Raw genomic sequence first — 21,284 nt, 5'->3', positions numbered from 1 at the left:
AATTCCTCGTTTTCAAAACAGAATACGGCATCCCTATGACGAAATGCAAAAAAAAGGATTGAAATACAAGCGATTTCAGTCTCTTTTTCAGGTTAGCGCGGAGACAGCTCCGATCATGAAAGGCTGCCTATTCATCTGCCCTTATCGTTAGAACCCCAGAAGCTGCTTCAGTTCCTTCATGTAGGTTCGGCTAACCGGGATGCTGGCGCCGTCCTGCATTTTCAACTGGCACGTCGAATGGAACCACGGCTCGATTTCAACGATACGATCCACATTCACTAAATACGCTCGATGCACACGAACGATGGATGGATGGTTTAGCTTCCGTTCCAGTACACTGAGCGCCTCTCCAACACGGTACCGCTGCTCTATCGTTGCAACAACGGTCTTTCCCTCCTCAAATCCGATATACACGATACGATCCACATGCAATACGACGATCCGTTCATCCACTGTCGTGATGGCAAGCAGCTCCACCCGCTCAGCCGAGGCAGGGCGAGATTCCGCCACGGTATCGCTCTTGATCATTGGAGCAAGGTTCGATCCCCGCTTCTCCAGCTTCTCTACGGTCAGTTGAATGCGTTGTTCATCGAACGGCTTCAATATATAGTCGGATGCACTCAGCTCGAATGCACGCAGTGCATACTCGTCATATGCAGTTGCAAATACGATTGCTGGCGGTTCCTCCATTGCACATATCCGTTCAGCGGCTTCCAATCCACTTGCTTCTGCAAGCTGAATATCAAGAAAAACCACATCCGGGCGCAGAACACCTATACGCTCCAGCGCTTCTTCCGTCGATTCTGCCTCGCCTACAATTTCGACCCGCTTCGTACGACGCAGCAAATAACACAACTCGTTGCGCGCCAGCGGCTCATCATCCACGATAAATGCTTTCAACATAGATGTCCCCCCGATCGCTGTAATGAATCGGCAAGGTAATCGTTACCGATGTCCCTTGACCAAACGTACTATCAATAAAAACCGAGCCTCTGCTTCCATACAGTTCCCCAATCCGCTTTGCAATATTGCAAAGCGCTGTTCCTGTTCCTTCGGCAGATGGAACGGTTTCATTGCCAAGCACGGCCATGGATTCCGGCGCAATTCCCTTCCCATTGTCTTTTGTCGTAATGATCACATCCTTTCCATTCACCTGCGTACAAATGGACACAACCCCTTGCGGCTTTGCAAAGCCTTTAGAGAACGAATGCCGGATTGCATTTTCCACCAATGGCTGAAGCGTAAATGGGGGTACGAGCACATCCATAAGGGAAGCATCAATATCCGTTTCTACCATATATTTTCCAGGAAATCTTGCCTGCTCTAATGACAAGTACGCTTCTACATGCTCCAATTCCTTGTGCAGCGGAATCAGCATCTTCCGCGCCCCTTGAAGGTTGCTGCGGAAAAATACGCTTAGCTGCTGCAGCAGCTTGCGCGCCTTCTCCGAATCAGTGCGGCAGAGCACTGATATTGTATTAAAGGCATTGAATAAAAATGCGGGTGGACCTGTGCTTGCAGCGCCTTAATCTCTGCATCCTTCAACAGCCGGCTTTGCCGTTCCGCTTCCGCAAGTTCCAGTTGGGAAGAGAACAGCTTGCCAAGGCCCTCAGCAAGCTCCTGCTCCACCTGACACAGACGTGATGACTGCTTGAAATATAACTTCAATGTGCCGACAGTACGCTCATGCACCTTCAGCGGCAGCACATACGCTGCCTGCAATGGACAGTGTGGATCGAGGCAATGAATCTCCTCTCTTGAGGAGGCCTTGTGGACAATTCCTTCCTCCAGCACCTGCTTCGTCAGTTGTGTAGATATACCGTTCAATGGCACATGATGATCGGCTCCTGCGCCTACGTGAGCCAAAATTTGATGTTCATCTGTAATGGAAATTGCGTCGGCACTCGTCCCTTTCCATATAATCATGGCCGCTTCCCGGCATGAATCGCTATTTAATCCTTGACGGAAATAAGGCAGCGTTTGATCAACAATATGAAGTGCATTATGCGTAAGCAGCGCTCGGGAACGTTCCTCTTCCTCATAGATCGATTGAATGATTAGCATGAACAGCAAGATCCCGAATCCATTAACCACAACCATCGGCACACTGATCAGCTTGACGAGTTCCCATGCAGAGCTCCATGGCTCCGCTACGAGCAAAATAATGCCCATCTGCCCGCACTCCATCCCGATGCCGACCAGTGCCGCTTGCCATGCTGCATGCTTTCCTTGAATCATACGGAGCCGCTTCCCGATGAGGCCTGTAATAATGCCGGCCAATACCGTCGACACTCCACAAGCTGCCGCAGTGTATCCGCCGAGCGATAGTCGATGCAGGCCTGCTATTAATCCGACACCTGTCCCGACAAATGGACCGCCAAGCAGTCCACCGATGACAACGCCCATTATTCGTGTGTTTGCAATGGCGCTGCCCGTCTCTATGTCTATATGCCAAGTTTGCGAAAATACGGTGCTGTTATGGATCTGTACACCGGTATAGTTGCTAATAATCCCGAATGCGCCAAACACGACAATAAGCAGCCATTTTTCAGCTGTACCATGTTCGTTATGGACAATGTGGCGGAATGACTTCATACGCGACAGCACGAATGCAATGATCAGCAGCACGCCGACGCGCTCAATCATAAGCGGAAGCAAATAAAGCATCTCGTCACCTTCTCTCTACCCTGTGTGTTCACTTCGTTGTATCTATCTCTGATTTTACCGAACAAACATAGGTTGAACAAGAAAAGCGCCCTGCTAGTTATTTCAACTCGCAGGACGCTCTATTCTATGAAGCAAAAATCATTGTATTTCGTCAGACACTGCCCTTACATCTGTTCTGGAGCGGATACGCCAACCAGACGAAGCACGTTCGCAATTGTCGTGCGAACAGCACCGAGCAATGCAAGGCGAGCTTGTGTCTGCTCTGCATCTTCTGTAATGACACGCTCTGCTCTATAATAACTGTGGAAGAGCGATGCAAGCTCATACACATAACGAACCAAACGATGTGGCGCATAGTCGCGGGCAGCAACCGCAATCTCTTCTGGAAGCTCACCCAGCTTGCGAAGCAGGTCGAATTCATGCTCAGCCGTCAGCTTCGCCAAATTCAGCTCATTCAACGGCTGCAATGCAACCCCTTGTTCTTCCGCCTGACGGTAAATGCTGCAAATACGCGCATGCGCATACTGTACGTAATAGACAGGGTTCTCATTGGATGTTGAGATCGCCAAGTCCATATCAAAGTCAAGGTGGGAATCCATCGAACGCATTGTGAAGAAGTAACGGATTGCATCAACGCCCACTTCATCCATCAAATCTTCCATCGTTACGGCTTTCCCTGTACGCTTGGACATTTTCACTTTCTCGCCATCTTGGAATAAGCTAACCATTTGCGCAATCAATACGACCAGCTTGTCTGGATCATTACCGAGCGCTTCCATCGCTGCCTTCATACGCGGGATGTACCCGTGGTGGTCAGCACCCCAAATGTTAATCATTTTGTCAAAGCCACGGCCATATTTGTCCATATGATACGAAATATCAGGAGTCAAATACGTGTAAGAGCCATCATTCTTCACCAATACGCGATCTTTGTCATCGCCAAATGTCGTTGTACGCAGCCACGTCGCACCCTCATGCTCGAACACATGGCCACTTGCACGAAGCGCATCCAGCGCCTTTGTCACTTCGTTGTTCTCATAGAGCGAGGTTTCGCTGAACCACACGTCGAATGGAACACGGAAGCGGTTTAAGTCACGCTTGATTTTGTCCAATTCCTTCGCAAGACCATAGTTGCGGAAATAACGCTCACGCTCTTCCTCAGGCAAGGACAACAGACGATCGCCTTCTGCTTGAACAAGCTCTTCAGCAAAACCCTTAATATCCACGCCATGATAGCCGTCCTCAGGCATTTCTGCATCCTGCCCAAGTGCTTGCTTATAGCGGCATTCGATGGATTTAGCAAGGTTGTTCACTTGATTGCCGGCATCATTAATATAATACTCGCGTGTTACTTCATAACCCGCGTAATCCAACAGATTGCACAGTGCATCACCGACAGCTGCACCACGCGCATGTCCAAGATGGAGGCTTCCTGTTGGGTTCGCAGATACGAACTCCATCTGCACACGCTGTCCGCTGCCAGCAGTAATACGGCCGTAGTCGCTTCCTTTTTCATTTACTTCACGGAGAATGTCATACAAGTAACTCTTATTCACACGGAAGTTAATAAATCCAGGCCCTGCAATTTCCGCACTTTCGATTGCAGCCGCATCTTTATCCAAATTCTCAATGATTGCTTCTGCGATTTGGCGTGGATTGCGTTTTGCAATACGTGTCAGCTGCATCGCCACATTGGATGCCAAGTCACCGTGAGTCTTATCTTTAGGTACTTCGATAACGAATGTAGGGATGTCTTCACGCGCTACAAGACCTGCTTGTACGATTGCCTCCTCGATTGCCTGCTTAACTTGATTGTTCACTCGTTCCATTACACTGCTCATATGTCTCGTTCCTCCTGCATCTTATCGTTCATGCCTATTTCAGGCGGGTGTAATACGTAATCGAATATTAAATTTCCCCGTACAACGCTCTTCTATATATATTTGATACGACCACGCAATGCGCAATTCATCGAATTGCAGCGGCCCTTCGAACGGCCATGGCTCGTCCCAGGACAGCTTTGACGTCACTGTAGTTAAAGGAAAGCGAATCGCAGATGAACGATAATATCCGCTCTGTCTCGTTCCAAGAATGAACGATTGCTCCGATTCCACCTGTCCTCTTCGAGTTAGCTTAATCAGGTTTTCACTCACCTTGAGTGTGACTCGTGTGCGGCTCGCATCTATAGAAGAATCACTTCGTCGCTTCACCCGCTCCGGTTGAGGCTCAGCCTCTATATAACGAATGTAGAAATTCGAGCCTTTCCGAAACAGCTCTCCTTCTACCTGCTGTGTGACCCGTTCATCATCTTGTCGGCTGTCAATCGTGATAAGAACCGGCAATCTGTCAGCCGCTTCCCTCTGATGCTCCGTCATTGTCAAGCTCCAATCTCCAAAGTCTGATTTCTAAATTATCCGGTATACGCCCGCCTTTTGCAACCTCCTTTTCCTTTTCGTCCCCAAGGGTACAGTTAATCTCAGCAGAAGTGGGGGATTCACAAAATACGACACAATCTGATAACTTACGAATTTGTAAGGTTATGCCTCAAGAAAGACGTGGAAATTCGAATTGCCCCTCAATTATAATAAGAGTAGTAAATGATTCCTCGAATGTCCGCTGCTGCATATTTGCTCAGCTTATGTCAGTACCACGAGGAATACGGGGGCGATATATGGTGGAATTGACAGTACTTTTGACTTGGTTAACGAACCATAGCGACTGGCTGCTCCTGTTGACACTTGTACTCCACCTAGCTTCGGCAGTATGGGTTCTTGTCGACAGCATCCGCATTGAACGCTCTGGCTTCTTCACGATCGGCATGACGGCCATTGTTGTCATTGCTCCGCTGTTTGGATTATGTATTTATATGATGATCCGAAATACGAAGCGAACCGCACATCGTAACCATCGCAGACGTACAGAAGCTACTGGCGTCTGACGGGACGAAATAGATCGGGGGCAGTCCTAGAGACAGCTCCCTTTTTTACATCTAACTGATAGATAAATTCACTTCAAAGCTGAGCTTGCGAAAGCATGTCCATTCCTTGCCCAATGTGAGATCACCTCGTTCTTGTCTACTCTGTTCTTTCATTTATGTATGCACGTAGAAATCCAATCCAAAAACAATTTCCATGCTTTATCTTTATTTTTCTCCCATCTTCTTTCATGCTAATCTTGTAGATAAAGAAATAACCCTGCAGTATAGATCCAGTTATTCTACTACCAACATTAGAGGAGTGACGGGCATGCCTAACGCTTATTGGCTAATCAATGTACGGCTTGAAACCGCATATCGAGAAAAAGAAGGTATTACGATTACGGATACGGATTTATTCCATATCCAAATCGACGATGGCACAATACATGCAATTGTACCAGCAAGTGACCTGAAGGATGAAGATCTCAAGTCTCTTCCTTGTGTAAATGCAGCCGGTCTCCTCCTGTTGCCTGCTTTTCGGGAAATGCATATCCATATTGATAAAACCTACTACGGGGGGCCGTGGAAAGCGGTACGTCCTATCTCCAGTATCTTCGAACGAATGGAAGAGGAACGCCGCCTGCTCCCTGCCCGATTTCCTTATTTGAAGGAACGTGCCCGCAAATTGCTTGATCTTGTCCTTAAGCACGGTTCTACGTACGTACGCACCCATATTAATATTGACCCTGTTATGGAGTTGCGCAATTTGCAGGCTTCTATTGAAGTGCTGGAAGAGTACAAGGATCAACTTGCTTATGAGGTTGTTGCCTTCACCCAACATGGTCTTCTTCACTCGAATGTATCTCACCTTGTCCGCGAAGCGGTAGCACACGGTGCTGGTTGGATTGGCTCTGTGGATCCTGCGAGCGTCGACGGGGATATTGAACGTTCACTTCATACGCTTATGGATATCGCCGTATCAACAGGGGCTGGGATCGACATGCATTTGCATGACCGCGGCCCGGACGGATGGACAACGCTGCAGCGACTGGCTGAATTAACGGAAGAGGCCGGTTGGCAGGGGAAAGTAGCAGTCAGCCATGCATTCGCATTCGCTGATCGCACGCCTGAGACAACGGAACTGATTGAACGATTTGCAGCGCTTAATATCGCGATTATGTCCACTGTGCCTATCGGCCGAACGAATATGCCACTGCCGGAAATGCGCAATCGCGGAGTACACATCGGACTCGGTACTGACAGTGTCACCGACCATTGGTCGCCGTTCGGCAATTGCGATCTGCTTGAGAAGGCAGGACGGTTAGCTGAAGTCTACGGTTACTCTGATGAGCGATCCCTGTCACAGGCGCTCGGATTCATTACGGGGGGTGTAACCCCGTTAAGTCAGGACGGTATACGCCAGTGGCCTCAGGTTGGAGATACCGCAGATGCAGTGCTCGTCGATGCAAGCTGCTCAGCTGAGGCTGTTGCAAGACGTGCGAACAGACAAGCAGTACTTCATCGAGGCAGCATTGTCGCAGGCTCTTTGGAAGGCTGCAAGGGGAAATAACTGAAGCAACGACAGCAATGAATCAGGAATATTTGTCCATTGATGTGAATTATAATAAAATGTACTCATCTATAAAAATACATACTGATAGGTGATGTCGTGAACTCTTCCTTATTAGGCATTTCGAGCGTATCCTTCCTGCTGGTAGCCGCGTTAACACCGCTGCTCATATGGGGATTGCGAACGCTGAAGCTGACACAGCCGATTCGAGCTGAGCTGCCGCCCGATCATCAAGCTAAGCGCGGCACACCGCTGATGGCTGGCCTTATCCTTTTTATCGGTGTAATCACCTCCATCTCCTATCATCCATCGCCAATGACCATTTTTCTGGCTGCGACGTTTCTGCTATTCGGTTCCGTTGGTTTAATGGATGATTTGAAGAAGGCTGTTTTTCAGGATCCATCTGGGATATCCGGCAAGGCGAAGCTTGTATTCCAATTCTGTTTTACCGGCTTGCTGCTGTACGTGCTCATTCAGCACTTTAACGTCAGTACAACCGTTGCTCTTGGGGGCGGTCTAGCGCTTGATCTTCCTCTTCTTGTGTATGTGCCAATTATGGTGCTGTTCGTGGTAGGTTCGGCAAATGCAATTAACTTTACGGACGGTCTGGACGGATTGCTTATAAATGTGTCGATCCCGACTTATTTCTTCTTCTTCCTCATATCCGATCATATGGAAGTGAAGATGTTCTCGCTCATCATGATTGCCTGCCTGCTTGGATTGTTCATTTATAATATTTATCCAGCCCGAGCATTTATGGGGGATACGGGTTCACTTGCAATTGGGGGCTCGCTTTCCTTCCTCGCGGTTTTAGAAAAGGTGGAAATTTTGATTCCCGTGCTGTTCGTCGTTTACTTTGCCGAACAGCTGTCGGTGATCCTACAGGTATGGTACTATCGCAAAACAAAGCTGAGAATGTTCCGCATGGCTCCAATCCATTATCATTATTCATTGAAGTATGGCTGGAGCGAGAATAAAATCGTAGTCATCTTTGGATTCATCTCGTGGCTCGGTGTCGGGATATGCTGGATCGCCTGGAAGTTCCTTTTATCTTAAACAACCAATGCACACGCAAGCCCTGCCGCCTTGAAAGGAGCAGGGCTTCTATTCATTTGCAAGACTTTCCATTCTTTATGCGAGTCTTTTTATTCATTTCGTTAGGACTTCATAAACTTATCTGTGAACTCCCATACTTTATTCCAATACACCGCTCCAGCAAGGTGAGCGCCTCCGTGTCCTGCATCCTTGATGACCAACAGATCTTTCTCGACCTTTGCCGCATCATACAACTCTTGAACCATTTCATAAGGGACAAACGTGTCGGAATCACCGTGAATGAATAGAATAGGAGTCTTGCTCTTAGCTACCTGCTTCAAAGCAGAGGCGTCCTTTAAGTCATAGCCGGCTCTTATATTAGACACCACATTGGAAGCCGTCATGATTGGGAAGGCAGGCAAATGAAACAGCCGCTTTAATTGGTAAGTGAACTCATCATAGGCTGACGTATATCCACAGTCCTCTACAATCACCTTGACATTCGCAGGAAGTTCTTCTCCCGAGGTCATCATAACCGTCGCTCCTCCCATAGATACCCCATACAGAGCAACTTGAGACTCGGGATCAGCTTCAACGATTTGGCGAATCCAACCCATCATGTCTAATCGATCATGCCAGCCCATCCCAATATAGGAGCCTTCACTCTTTCCATGTCCTCGCAAGTCGACGAGCAGTACATGATAGCCTTTATCATAAAATCTCTTAACCGCATACGACATCTGCTTGCCGGAGCTCGTATAGCCATGAACGACAATGGCCCACTTATTCGTGGGGTGCTCTTGCCGATACTCATAGCCTTGCAGCTTCAAACCATCAAAAGAAGCTAACGTGACCTCGTCGTGATGCTTCGTTTCGATCCATTCTTTTGCCATCTCATTTTCTTGCGTCTCCTGTTCATCTACTTGCATCGTCGGAACCGCCCGATTAAGATCCGGATTGTTGTCAAGGAACGGACGCTCCGTCTCCGGATTAAGCGCGATGTTGTAGAAGTGATTCCCTATGAATCCTAATGCAACGATAATAATAATGAATATGGTTGCGATCGAAATAAGTAAAATCTTCATCTTACCCATTCTCATCCTCCCTTTCTCTTTATTTTAAAGGGGACTGTAACGCATGTCTAAGCCCTGCCTTTTTGCTGCTTCATTACAAAAACAAGCGCACTTCCTCTGCTGCATGCAGATTCCGTGCGCTTGGACGATGCTGCTTTGTTACAGACTACATTACTTCACGAACCCGAGCAGCATCTCACGAATGATCTTGCTCGCCGTAATCGGCGTCTGCTCGGTTGGATCGTAAATTGGCGCCACTTCCACCAAGTCACATCCGATAACATTGGCATCCGAACGAGCAATCGAATGAACCGCTTCAAGCAATTCCTTCGACGTAATGCCGCCCGCTTCTGCCGTTCCTGTTCCCGGTGCGCAGCTTGGATCAAGCACGTCAATATCAATCGTGACATAGACCGGACGACCAGCCAGCTCAGGCAGAACCTTCTTCAGAGGCTCCGCTACATCGAACGGGAAGAAATTGATGTTCTCGCGAGCGTACGTCCACTCTTCACGCGAACCAGAGCGGATACCGAACTGGTACACGTTCTTGCCGCCGATCATTTCAGCAGCCTTGCGGATTGGTGTGGAATGAGACAAAGGCTCACCCTCATACTGCTCCCGCAAGTCAGCGTGCGCATCAATATGAATTATCGCGAGATCAGGGTATTTCTTGTACACCTCTTGCAGGACTGGCCATGTCACTAGGTGCTCCCCGCCAAGGCCGATTGGGAACTTCCCATCGCTTAGCAGCTTGCCTACGAATTCCCCGATGATGTCCAGGCTCTTCGCCGCATTGCCAAATGGCAGCAGCAGGTCGCCTGCATCGAAGTAATTCAATTCCTCAATGCTTCTATCAAGATATGGGCTGTATTCTTCTAAGCCTACCGATGCTTCACGGATACGGCCTGGGCCGAAGCGTGAACCTGGGCGGAAGGATACCGTGTAATCCATTGGCATGCCATAAATGACGGCCTTTGCTCCTTCGTAATCATCAGAGCTGCAAATGAATACATTGCCCGAATATTTTTGATCCAATTTCATCGTCTAAGCTCCTCCTTCTTCGTGCACTGTCTTATTTGCACAAATCCTCTACAAATTTAGGCAGACAGAAGGCTGCTTTGTGCAGACGAGGAGAGTAATACTTCGTCTCCATTTCCGGAATCCGCGCTTCGTCCACTTGCAGCGGATCGTGCTGCTTGCTGCCCATTGTGAACGTCCAGAGACCGCTTGGATAGGTCGGAATGTTCGCGCCGTATACGCGTACAATCGGGAAAATTTCCTTCACGTCACGGTTTACTTGCTGGATTAAGTCAGCCTTGAACCAAGGGTTGTCCGTCTGTGCAACGAACAAGCCATCTTCCTTCAATGCATCATAGATGCCTTGATAGAAGCCGCGCTCGAACAACGGCGCCGCAGGGCCTACCGGCTCTGTGGAGTCAACCATAATGACGTCATATTCATTCTTGCTGTTCAAAATATGCATGTATCCATCATTCACGATAACTTCTACACGCGGGTTGTCCAGCTCGCCTGCAATTTCAGGCAAATACTGCTTGGAGTATTCGATGACTTTGCCGTCGATTTCAACGAGAACTGCCTTCTCTACTCCAGGGTGCTTCATGATTTCGCGGATAACTCCGCCGTCGCCGCCGCCGACGACAAGTACTTTTTTCGGATTCGGATGAGTTACAAGGGCCGGGTGTGCCACCATCTCATGGTATACGAACTCGTCTTTGATCGTCGTCATAACCATGCCATCCAGTACGAGCATCCGTCCAAATTCTTCGGTATCCAGCATCGCTAAATGCTGAAACGGCGTTTGCTCCTCCACGAATGTCTCGCGGATTTTTGCCGTAATGCCAAAGGTAGGCGTTTGCTTCTCTGTAAACCACAATTCCATAACATCAACCTTCTTTCATAATCATGGTATCGTTGGCTTAGTTCCCGAAATGCTCGTAATGGTTCCTATGTGTAACATTCGTAACACTTCATCTCCATTTTGCACCAAACACAAAGTATTATATCGGTTCCCCCCCAAAATGCAATCATTTTCCGAAGTCAAGTTGAATATTTGCACAATTTTCAGAACTATCAAAGCTCTGAAAGCCGCTTCACCACTGGATTTTTGAAATTGTGAAAAATGCTCTTGAATATTCTGCTTTTCATAGTTTCCAACCCTTTTTCAGTGCACAAAATGTGAAAAATTACTAATCAAAAGGAATAACCTTCCTCCGCTTTTTCCATACTGAATGGTAACCACTAAATAGCCCGTTGACGGTCGAACAGGAGGCGCTGCCATGCAGCGGTTAAGCGGTAAGAAGACAGAGGACAAACGGAGGCTCAGGATTTGCCGTTGGCTCAAAATAACAGGTTGTTCGGTTGCGCTCCTTTTAGGTGCTTGCGGCATCCTGCTTGGGTATCTGTATGTAACGGATCTGCCAGCGTCCGATATGCAACAGCCCTCTATCATCTACGACGGTCATGGAGCGGAACTAACGTCATTGGCAAGCGGTCAGAAGCAGCAGCACTCGGTCAGACTGTCCGATATCGCTCCAGACGTCATTCATGCAACCATTGCAACAGAAGATCGGCAATTCTACCATCATGTCGGCATCGACTTCAAAGGAATCGCACGCGCAATGCTCGTCAATATTGAATCGATGTCTAAAAAACAGGGAGCCAGCACCTTGACGCAGCAGCTTGCCCGCAATCTGTATCTCAACCACGAGCGGACATGGGCTCGCAAGGTGAAGGAAGCGCAATATGCGCTTCAACTGGAGATGAAATACAGCAAAGACGATATTTTAGAGCAATATCTGAATCAAGTATATTACGGACACGGCGCATACGGTATCGAGGCCGCAGCACAGCTTTACTTTGGCAAGAAGGCCCGTGACCTAACGCTGGCAGAGAGTGCAATTTTAGCTGGCATTCCACGCGGACCAAGCTATTATTCACCCTATTTCAATATGAAAAATGCTAAGGACAGACAAAAAGTTGTACTCCAGGGTATGGTGGAGACCGGATATATTACACAGAAGCAGGCGCAGAACGCCTACAATGAAACGGTAGCCATTCGGCCTAAGGAGGAGCGAAGCGAACTGCTTGTAGCTCCTTATTTCCGTGATTATGTCCGACAGGAGCTCGATTTGCTCGGCATTCCCGACCAGCAAATAGAGGCCGGAGGCTTGCGCGTATACACGACGCTTGATAAGCGGGCACAGGCAGCAGCCGAACAAGCGATATCGAAATTTATTCCCGTGGAAGGAGATTTACAGGCAGCTCTTGTCTCTATTGATCCCCGTAACGGCTATATGAAGGCGATGGTCGGCGGAAAAAATTATCGCATGAATCAATATAATCGCGTGTTCGCAAATACTCGCCAGCCCGGCTCGTCCTTCAAGCCATTTGTCTACTTGGCAGCGCTCGAGAAGCGAGCCATCACAGCAGTGACTCACTTCGTCAGCCAGCCGTCTACATTTACGTATGACAATGGCAGACAACAATATAAGCCAAGCAACTATGGCGGCAAGTATTACGGTAATATTGATTTACGCCATGCTATGGCGGTATCTGACAATATCTTTGCGGTAAGCACAATGATGAAGATCGGGCCTGAAGAGGTTATATCCCTTGCGCGTCGTCTCGGCATTGACAGCGGCATGAAGCCTCTCCCTTCTCTAGCGCTAGGCACATTCCCTGTTAGCCCGATCGAGATGGCATCCGCATACGGCGTATTCAGCAATGAAGGCAAACGCGCAATTCCCCGTTCCGTATTGAAGGTTATCGACAGCAGTGGCAATGTCTTATACGAAGCGCCGCCTGTTCAAGCGGAGCAAGTAGTTAAGCCAGCAGATGCTTACGTGCTTACCAGCCTGATGGAAAGTGTATTCGAATCCGGCGGCACCGGCAGCCGCGTAGCTCCTAGCATGAAGCGCCCTGTTGCCGGTAAAACGGGAACGACAGATACGGATGCCTGGATCGTCGGGTACACGCCAGAACTCTCAACAGCAGTCTGGGTCGGATATGACAAGGGCAGAATGATTTCAGTGACAGAGTCCCATAAGGCTGCTCCGATATTCGCTGAATATACGGAACAGGCATTGTCCAATGTACCACCTAAAATATTTACGGTTCCAGACAATGTCGTCAGCGTCTATATTGATACCGATACAGGTAAACTAGCAGGCGATAACTGCCCTAATAAGCGTCTGGAGACCTTCGTCAGCGGAACAGAGCCCACTGAATGGTGTGAACTCCATGTTCAATCACCGGCAGAGCCGCGAAAAAACGAAGAGAAGCGGCCGACAAAAGAATTGGAAAAACGCTCGTGGTGGCAGCACTTGAAGCGCTGGTGGAGTGAGTAATGCCATCCATCTATAACACAGCCCCTAGCTGCATTGCAGTCTAGGGGCTGTGTATTCGCTATTGTTGTTTTGGCCTTACTGCTCCTCTACGGCCATCCAGCCACGATACAGCTCATCTAATTGCTCGCGCAGCACATGCTGTCTTCCAAGCAGTTGTGTCCAATCAACATCCTTATCTCCTTCTGTAGACAATGCAGTCATCTCCTCTTCCAGTTGACAAAGCTGTTCTTCTACAGTTTCTATTTCCTGTTCCCATTGTCGTACGGGCTGATCTTTCCGTTTTCCTTGTGCCTGATTGCGGTATCCTCCTGCATTCATCTTGTCGCCGCCAGACTTTGATTGACGCGCTTGCGGACTCTGCTCCGACACATTCGTAGCTGCATGCGGAGCCACTGGCATCGATTCTAGATGTCTGGCTCGACTCACCCAGGACTGCAGCTTCTCCTTGCACTCATCGTAGTTACCGATATGAACAGAGAGCTGTGTCTGTTCCAGCACCCACAGCTTACGCGCAACTCGATTAATGAAATACCGATCATGCGAAATAACCAGCAGCGTTCCAGGGAAAGACTCCAGTGCCTCCTCCAACGCTTCTCTTGAGTCGATATCCAGATGATTGGTCGGTTCATCAAGCAACAGCAAATTCGGCTTCTGATACATAAGCAAGGCAAGCCGGAGCCTGCTCCACTCTCCGCCCGACAGATTCGCAATTCGCTTGAATACATCAGCACCGTAGAATAGGAATCTGGCAAGCTCCCCTCTGGCCGCTCCTTCTTCCATCGCGACTGTCTCGCAAAAATATCGGAGCACCGTTTTATCCTCAGCAGGCGGTGCTTCTTCCTGTGCCAGATAGCCTACATCCACACGCGAACCGACGCGAATATCCCCCTCATCTGGAGCAATGTGGCCAAGCAGCATTTTCATTAATGTACTTTTCCCTGCCCCATTGCCACCAAGCAAGGCAGTACGTTCACCGTATAACAACAGCCCGTTCACTTGGTTCAACAACTTTCGCCCGCCGTACACCTTAGTGATTCCATCAAGCGTGAGCACCTGCTTGCCAGAGCGATCCTCCTGCTTCAGCTTTAATTCCATGGTTCGCCGTTCCAGCACAGGACGCTTCAGCTTCTCCATCCGGTCGAGCGCCTTCTGCATGGAAGCGGCACGGCGATGGAAGCCCGGATTCGGCGGGTTCGAGCGATTTCCCCATTCGATCAGTTGCTTAATCGTCTCCTGCATCTTCTTAATCTTCTTCTGCTGTTCCTGATAGCTGGCAAATTGCTGCAGCAGCCTTTCTTCCTTCTCCTTCTGATAACCGGAATAGTTCGTATGATAGATGACTGCCTCTCCGTCCTCAATCTCCACCATTTTACCGGCCACACGATCAAGAAAATACCGATCATGCGAGACGATCATCACGGCTCCTGAATAAGCAAGCAGGAAAGATTCCAGCCATTCGATGGCTGCCATATCCAGATGATTGGTAGGCTCATCAAGCAGCAAAATGTCCGGTTGCTTCAACAGCAGTGCAGCGAGCCCTACCTTCGTCTTCTCTCCCCCGGAAAGTGAGGAGAAAGGACGATTGTATTGCTCTTCTGTGATTCCAAGTCCGGCACTGACCCGCCGAATGGAAGCCTCCATTTCATAGCCGCCTGCCCGCTCGAATCGCTCCATCAGTTGGCCATACTGCTGCAGCAATTGAGACATCTGCCCCTCGTCTTCGGCTGTTGAAGGATCTGACATTGCCGCTTCCATTCGCTTCATCTCCTGCTCCCACTTGCGCACTTCTGCATATCCTTCTGCCAGTACATCATATACCGCAGCAGACTCCGGCGCAGAAGGAACCTGATCAAGCAGCCCTACAGCCGCGCCTTTGCGTATAAAAATATCCCCTTGATCCGGCATGGAAGCGCCGTTCAACATTTGTAAAATTGTTGTTTTCCCAGAGCCATTGCGGCCAATCAGGCCAACCTTTTCTCCTTCTTTTACTTCAAATGAAACATCCGAGAGCACCAAATTGGCTCCATAATATTTTTTCACATGCCAAAGGCTTAGTATCACGTTCATTATCCTCCTCGGGGCGTGTGCACGACACTTGCCTCCCGATCCAGAACATAAAAAAGGCTGCAGGGAAATTCCCTACAGCCTTTGCATAAACCTAATCCGATCAGGTTAAGGCAGGAGAGTCTTCACGCCGTATTATCGTATTCGTATAGGTAAAAATGGACATACGTATCCCGTTGAGGGCTGCATCATGGATAATGCCAAATATAGCCACTGGCAATTGGCCAATACGAATACTCGACGTACTAAAGTTCATCTCCTACCTCACCTCCTGTTCCTGTTCTTCTTTAAAGGACACTATATTGGTATATTATACCTCAATTCATGAGCTCCGTAAAGGGACCTCTGAATCCCCTTTCATCGTTCCTTCGTATGTCATTATAGTCATCTCTGTATACAGCAATTATTCATAAATTCATTTAATTGTAATCTTTATCCATCGAAGAACCTTCTCGTTTCTTGTAGAATAGGACTCGCATTGGATTATCATATCGGAGGGAACCAAGCATCATGAATTTGCGGGAACTGGAATATTTCAAGGCGGTTAGTGAGCAGCACAGCTTTACCAAAGCGGCTGAACAGCTCTATGTGTCCCAGCCTTGCGTAACAGCGGCCGTTAATCGGCTGGAAGAGTTCTTGGGCGTACAATTGCTCGAACGCAACAAGAAGGAGAAGGCCGTGCGCGTCACAGCGGAAGGAGCTTTATTTCTAGCCCGGGTAGATAACATTTTGTCTGAAATTGATGAGGCTATCATGGAAGTTCGCAATTATAACAGCTCCAGTATTCATTTCGGTCTGCCGCCGATTATTGGGGCCTATTTATTCCCGTCCATGTTCGCTTACATAAGAAAGTGGTATCCGCACGTGCAATTCAAAGTAACGGAATACGGCTCCCGTGTAACAACAGAACTGCTTCGAGAGGGCAAGCTGGATCTCGGCATCATCGGGCAACAGAATAAAGAACCAATTGCTGGTCTTCACTCCGTGCTGCTCTATGAGGATCACTTGACTGTATGTGTACCGGATGATCACCCTTTAGCGAAGCGTAAATCGATATCCATTGCAGAGCTTAAGGAAGAGCACTTTATCGTGCTGACAAATGCTTATGTACACCATGAACAGCTCATGAAGGCCTGCACCCATTGTGGATTCAAGCCGCAAATTGTATTTGAGTCGGATGAAATCCAAACCGTGAAGTCGATGGTAGCCTCCGGTGCCGGCATTTCCTTGATCGTCTCGATGGCGGTGCAGAATATGCCTGGCCTTGTAACCGTCCCATTGGAAGAGCCAATGCCCTTTTATATTCAACTGTGCTGGAAAGAAGACCACCATCTGTCGAAGGACTGCCTCAGTATGATTGAATGTATGCGTGAGATGCCACTTCAGGGCGTGTAGAGATGCATAATAGATCCAGAGAACGATTATAAAATCACAAAAAAGTTATCCACCAGATTGATCATAAATAAAATTTATTAGCTTATATGCGGAACGTATTTCCCTTTTCTCTGTTAACGTAGCACAATGTAGCATGAGGCTTATCTGCAATTCCATTGGCGGAAGGGTACGCCTCCTTGGAGAGAATAACAGGGAGCTGATTGTAGTATGCCAGTAGCACTGGACATCAAAGAGGAATCGTTACAACTTCATAAGAAGCTGCACGGCAAAATTGAAGTAACAAGCAAAATTGAGGTCAATTCCCCAGAGGATTTGAGCCTTGTATATACACCAGGCGTAGCTGAATCATGCCGACTTATTGCAAATGATAAGAATGCGGCCAATGAATATACGTTACGCGGCAACATGATCGCCGTCGTTACAGACGGTTCCGCCGTTCTTGGACTAGGCGATATCGGCCCATATGCGGCTATGCCGGTCATGGAAGGCAAATGCATGCTGTTCAAGCAGTTCGGCAATGTCGATGCGTTCCCGATTTGTCTCTCCACGCAAAATGTAGACGAAATTGTCAATATCGTCAAAAACATGGAGCCGACTTTCTCCGGTATTAACCTGGAGGATATTTCTGCACCACGCTGCTTCGAAATTGAGCGGCGCCTGAAGGAAGAGACGAATATCCCGATCTTCCACGATGATCAGCACGGCACTGCCATTGTACTGCTTGCTGCTTTGATGAATGCGCTGAAAGTCGTACACAAACAAATGTCGAACATTCGCGCCGTGATTAACGGTGCTGGTTCTGCTGGTATTGCTATCGCGAAGCTGCTGCTGAAGGCAGGTGTTCAGCATGTGTCCCTTGTGGATTTAAAGGGCGTAGTTTGTGAGGGAGAGGAATGGATGAATCCTGCGCAAGCAGACATGGCGATGGTAACGAATCGCGAACATATTCGCGGTACACTGACCGAAGCCGTACGCGGGGCAGACGTATTTATCGGTGTATCCGCACCCAAGGTGCTTACACAGGAACATGTTCGTTCAATGAACGAGAAGCCGATTATTTTTGCCATGGCGAATCCAACTCCGGAAATCTTCCCGGACGAAGCGCTCGCGGCTGGAGCAGCGGTAGTATGTACGGGTCGTTCCGACTTCCCGAACCAAGTGAACAACCTGCTTGCATTCCCTGGCATCTTCCGTGGTGCGCTCGACGTTCGCGCTACCGACATTACAGATGACATGAAGCTGGCGGCAGCCCGCGGCATTGCAGCAATTGTAACGGATGCCGAGCTCAGCCCAACCTACATCATTCCGAATCCGCTCGATAAGCGAGTTGTACCTAGCGTTGCTTCTGCGATTGCACAGGTTGCTATCGAGACAGGAGCCGCGCGGGTGGACAAGATGCCAATATACCGTGTCTAAGCGTATTAATACCTTTCCTTAGTTGGAGCAACGGGTATCACCTTAGATGATTAAGTAAAGCTAAATAGAGCATGTAGCCCTATCTTTATCGATAGATAACTCACTATATACAGTTATATAAAAGAAGGCCGCTGTACTGATCCTGAGATCGGCATAGCGGCCTTCTTTTATAAGCCATTATTACTAAGATAACTGTTCCTTCACTTCTTCTGGCGTACGTTCCCACCATTCTGCATTGTGTGTCATAAGCAACTCACGCAGCGCAGCCTTATCCTCTGCATTCAGCTCATCGACGAGCACACGGCGCTTCATCGCGTAATCCATGCGATTAACATGATCAGCGAGCATCTTCCAGCCGCGCTTAGCCTCCGCATCAATCAGCATTTCACAAGCCGCCAAGCCGCCATAGAACGCACCTTCTGGTGAACGGTCAACAGCAACCCATACGATCCAGCATTGCCGTCCGTTCGGAACATCTTCCTTATTAGTAGAGAACTTAATGCCACGCTCCACCTTACTCTTCGCATGCATCGCTCCCAAATCAATGTACGCCTTCCCTTCATCGATGATGACAGGCGAGACATTGTTCAGATCGATACTGCCCGAACCAAATCCTTTATGCTTACCACTGCTCATGACATTCAAAGCCAGCGGCTTCTTAACTTTCTTATCTGAAGATTCCATTCCACTGTACACTCCTTCCTTGCCCACGAACTCAAAATCATTTTCATTTTAGCTAATAATCTGCAAAAAGCCAACATATACATGCTGTAGATGCTTGTCAACGGGAGGTTAAAAACGTATGACCCGAAGCAATGTATATCGCCGGCTCTTATTCACTGCCTTGCTCTTAGCCGCCTGCAGCTTCCTCCTCGTTTGGTTCTGGCCGTCTGGATCCGTCCCATCACTTGGACCCGAGGTGAATAAACAGGCGGTTCAGGAACCAATCACGCAGCAAGCTGTGGAGACTCCCAGTGTGGAGGTGCTAAGTGAACGTATTGCCGAATATCATATTGAAGTTAAGCTGGACGAGTCCACTCACACGCTGATCGGCAAGCAAACAGTCACTTGGACCAATCCCGGGAAAGCAACTGTAAATGAATTATACTTCCACTTTTATCCGAACGCATTCCGTTCGCCGGACACGACCTTCATGAAGGAGTCTGGAGGAAGATTGCGTGAAGACAGGTTGCCAGCCGACGGATATGGCGGTATGACGTTAAAATCGTTATCCACGGTTGACGGCATGTCCTTAATGAACCGCACACAATTCGTACAACCGGATGACGGCAATTCGAAGGACGAAACACTCATGAAGCTGCGACTTACGAAGCCCGTACGCAGTCAGGAAAAAGTTACGCTTCGCATGGAGTTCGAAGTCAAGCTTCCAAAAGTATTTGCACGTATGGGTCATGCCGATGATTTTGTGATGGCCGGCCAATGGTTCCCGAAGATTGCTGCATTTGAAAAAGCAGGTGTTCGCGGGCGATCCTCCGATGGATGGAATCTTCACCAATATCATGGCAATTCAGAATTCTACTCGAATTACGGCATTTACAGTGTGCGTATTCAAGTGCCTGACAATTACATCGTTGCTGCAACTGGATTTCCAACAAAGACGCCCGTTATTGCGGACGGGAAAAAATCGTATCAATTCTATGCAGATGACGTCCATGACTTTGCGTGGTCAGCCTCTCCGAAATTTGTTTATTTTGAAGAACCATTCTCCTCCAGCCAAGTTCCAGGAGTTCGAATCAAGCTGTATTTGGATCCGAAGCATAAGGATTTGAAGGAACGATATTTCTACGCTGCCAAGACCGCATTATCGAAGTTCAGCGAATGGTACGGCAAATATCCTTATTCCACTTTGTCCATTGTCGTTCCACCTAAGGCAGGTAATGGAGCCGGCGGTATGGAGTATCCAACCTTGATAACAGCGTTTGGGGCAGAAGATGAGAGTCCAGGCTATGACTTGGAGCGAACCGTCATTCATGAAATTGGGCATCAATATTTCTATGGAATTCTTGCGTCTAATGAATTTGAAGAAGCTTGGCTTGATGAAGGTTTTACTTCCTATGCGGAAGATAAGCTGATGGAACAGGAATTCGGCGTACATCCTAATAATGCGGTACAAGCGAGCTATATTACAGATCCGGCTCCACTCAAGCTGGAAGCTTGGCGATACAACAACCAAGATCATTACGCGGAAAATGTGTACATGCGTGCCAAGCTGGTTCTTCTCGCTATTGAGAAGCAGGTTGGAGAAAAGATGATGAACCGCATCATGAAAACCTATACGCAGAAATATCGTTTCAAGCATCCAACAACAGCCGATTTCCAGCGCGTCGTTGAACAGGTAACGAATCGCAAGTGGATTGATTTCTTCCAACAATATGTGTACAACGGTCAAATGGCAGACTTCGCTGTAGAAAATATTGAATCTCGTACGATTGAAGCAAATGGCTCTATCAAATATGAAGCGACTGTTCACATTCGCAAGCTGGGAGCCAATTATCCTTCTATTCCAATCGTGTTTGGATTTACCGATGGAACTACAACACGCAAGTCATGGAATGGAGAAGGAGATCGAATTCAGTATACGATAACCCATAAAACACCGCTTAGCTGGGTAATGGTCGATCCACTGTACACTATTGTCGTCGAAAACAAGCATATCAACAATTACATGCGTGCTCATGTCGACGAACCTATTCGTACGCGGGTTAACTTGTCCGTTATCAAGGTAATCGAAGCAATTACGAACATTCTGGGGTGGTGAT

Annotated in this window: 16 protein-coding genes and 1 pseudogene; 7 read left to right on the top strand and 10 right to left on the bottom strand. The window is 48.3% G+C overall.

Annotated features, from left to right (window positions below; translation table 11 throughout):
• Positions 1-147: 147 nt before the first annotated feature.
• The 4 genes and pseudogenes from PAV_RS09995 to PAV_RS09980 form a co-directional block, all read right to left on the bottom strand.
• Positions 148-903, bottom strand: a complete 756-nt coding sequence (locus PAV_RS09995) for a LytR/AlgR family response regulator transcription factor (RefSeq protein WP_005545703.1) — start codon at positions 901-903, stop codon at positions 148-150.
• A pseudogene (locus PAV_RS09990) lies at positions 878-2,667 on the bottom strand (LytS/YhcK type 5TM receptor domain-containing protein). The gene PAV_RS09995 and the pseudogene PAV_RS09990 overlap by 26 nt, the downstream one beginning before the upstream one ends.
• 164 nt (positions 2,668-2,831) lie before the next feature.
• Positions 2,832-4,508, bottom strand: a complete 1,677-nt coding sequence (argS, locus tag PAV_RS09985) for an arginine--tRNA ligase (RefSeq protein ID WP_005545702.1) — start codon at positions 4,506-4,508, stop codon at positions 2,832-2,834.
• Between the two features lie 39 nt (positions 4,509-4,547).
• The gene (locus PAV_RS09980; RefSeq protein ID WP_005545701.1) at positions 4,548-5,042 is read right to left on the bottom strand and encodes a YwiB family protein; all 495 of its coding nucleotides are present in this window, start codon (positions 5,040-5,042) and stop codon (positions 4,548-4,550) included.
• 296 nt (positions 5,043-5,338) lie between these two features.
• Between PAV_RS09980 and PAV_RS09975 the strand changes: the two genes are divergently transcribed.
• From PAV_RS09975 to mraY, 3 genes are all read left to right on the top strand, one after another.
• A complete protein-coding gene (locus PAV_RS09975; RefSeq protein ID WP_005545700.1) occupies positions 5,339-5,605 on the top strand; it encodes a hypothetical protein in 267 nt (88 codons plus the stop codon).
• A 307-nt stretch (positions 5,606-5,912) separates the two neighbouring features.
• The gene (locus PAV_RS09970; protein ID WP_005545699.1) at positions 5,913-7,154 is read left to right on the top strand and encodes an amidohydrolase; all 1,242 of its coding nucleotides are present in this window, start codon (positions 5,913-5,915) and stop codon (positions 7,152-7,154) included.
• Between the two features lie 99 nt (positions 7,155-7,253).
• A complete protein-coding gene (mraY, locus tag PAV_RS09965) occupies positions 7,254-8,210 on the top strand; it encodes a phospho-N-acetylmuramoyl-pentapeptide-transferase (protein WP_005545698.1) in 957 nt (318 codons plus the stop codon).
• A gap of 101 nt (positions 8,211-8,311) precedes the next feature.
• Here mraY and PAV_RS09960 read toward each other — a convergent pair whose 3' ends face one another.
• The 3 genes from PAV_RS09960 to speE all read right to left on the bottom strand — a co-directional run bounded on the left by PAV_RS09960 (position 8,312) and on the right by speE (position 11,162).
• Positions 8,312-9,274, bottom strand: a complete 963-nt coding sequence (locus tag PAV_RS09960) for an alpha/beta hydrolase (protein WP_040735764.1) — start codon at positions 9,272-9,274, stop codon at positions 8,312-8,314.
• Positions 9,275-9,433: 159 nt separating this feature from the next.
• Positions 9,434-10,303, bottom strand: a complete 870-nt coding sequence (gene speB / locus PAV_RS09955; RefSeq protein ID WP_005545694.1) for an agmatinase — start codon at positions 10,301-10,303, stop codon at positions 9,434-9,436.
• Between the two features lie 31 nt (positions 10,304-10,334).
• Positions 10,335-11,162: a polyamine aminopropyltransferase gene (gene speE / locus PAV_RS09950; RefSeq protein ID WP_005545692.1), complete on the bottom strand. Its 828-nt coding sequence runs from the start codon at positions 11,160-11,162 to the stop codon at positions 10,335-10,337.
• 397 nt (positions 11,163-11,559) lie between these two features.
• Here speE and PAV_RS09945 point away from each other — a divergent pair, with 397 nt between their 5' ends.
• Complete coding sequence (locus tag PAV_RS09945; protein WP_005545690.1) at positions 11,560-13,629, top strand: transglycosylase domain-containing protein; 2,070 nt, start codon at positions 11,560-11,562, stop codon at positions 13,627-13,629.
• Positions 13,630-13,704: 75 nt separating this feature from the next.
• Here PAV_RS09945 and abc-f read toward each other — a convergent pair whose 3' ends face one another.
• Positions 13,705-15,690, bottom strand: coding sequence for a ribosomal protection-like ABC-F family protein (gene abc-f, locus PAV_RS09940; RefSeq protein ID WP_005545688.1), 1,986 nt, complete (start codon positions 15,688-15,690; stop codon positions 13,705-13,707).
• 106 nt (positions 15,691-15,796) lie between these two features.
• Positions 15,797-15,949, bottom strand: a complete 153-nt coding sequence (locus PAV_RS34565) for an RAxF-45 family protein (protein WP_005545686.1) — start codon at positions 15,947-15,949, stop codon at positions 15,797-15,799.
• A 254-nt stretch (positions 15,950-16,203) separates the two neighbouring features.
• On the opposite strand from PAV_RS34565, the gene PAV_RS09935 reads away from it, so the two are divergent.
• Positions 16,204-17,088: a LysR family transcriptional regulator gene (locus tag PAV_RS09935; protein ID WP_005545685.1), complete on the top strand. Its 885-nt coding sequence runs from the start codon at positions 16,204-16,206 to the stop codon at positions 17,086-17,088.
• 207 nt (positions 17,089-17,295) lie between these two features.
• Positions 17,296-18,504: an NAD(P)-dependent malic enzyme gene (locus tag PAV_RS09930; RefSeq protein WP_005545684.1), complete on the top strand. Its 1,209-nt coding sequence runs from the start codon at positions 17,296-17,298 to the stop codon at positions 18,502-18,504.
• A gap of 183 nt (positions 18,505-18,687) precedes the next feature.
• Here the strand turns inward: PAV_RS09930 and PAV_RS09925 are convergent, their stop codons facing one another.
• Positions 18,688-19,188: a YwhD family protein gene (locus PAV_RS09925; RefSeq protein ID WP_005545683.1), complete on the bottom strand. Its 501-nt coding sequence runs from the start codon at positions 19,186-19,188 to the stop codon at positions 18,688-18,690.
• 118 nt (positions 19,189-19,306) lie between these two features.
• On the opposite strand from PAV_RS09925, the gene PAV_RS09920 reads away from it, so the two are divergent.
• A complete protein-coding gene (locus PAV_RS09920) occupies positions 19,307-21,283 on the top strand; it encodes a M1 family metallopeptidase (RefSeq protein WP_005545682.1) in 1,977 nt (658 codons plus the stop codon).
• The last annotated feature ends 1 nt before the right edge of the window (position 21,284 follow it).

The sequence above is a fragment of the Paenibacillus alvei DSM 29 genome, assembly GCF_000293805.1.
GTDB lineage: Bacteria > Bacillota > Bacilli > Paenibacillales > Paenibacillaceae > Paenibacillus_B > Paenibacillus_B alvei.
Note: the sequence above shows the minus strand (reverse complement) of the source record. Positions and strands in the feature narration are given on the sequence as shown.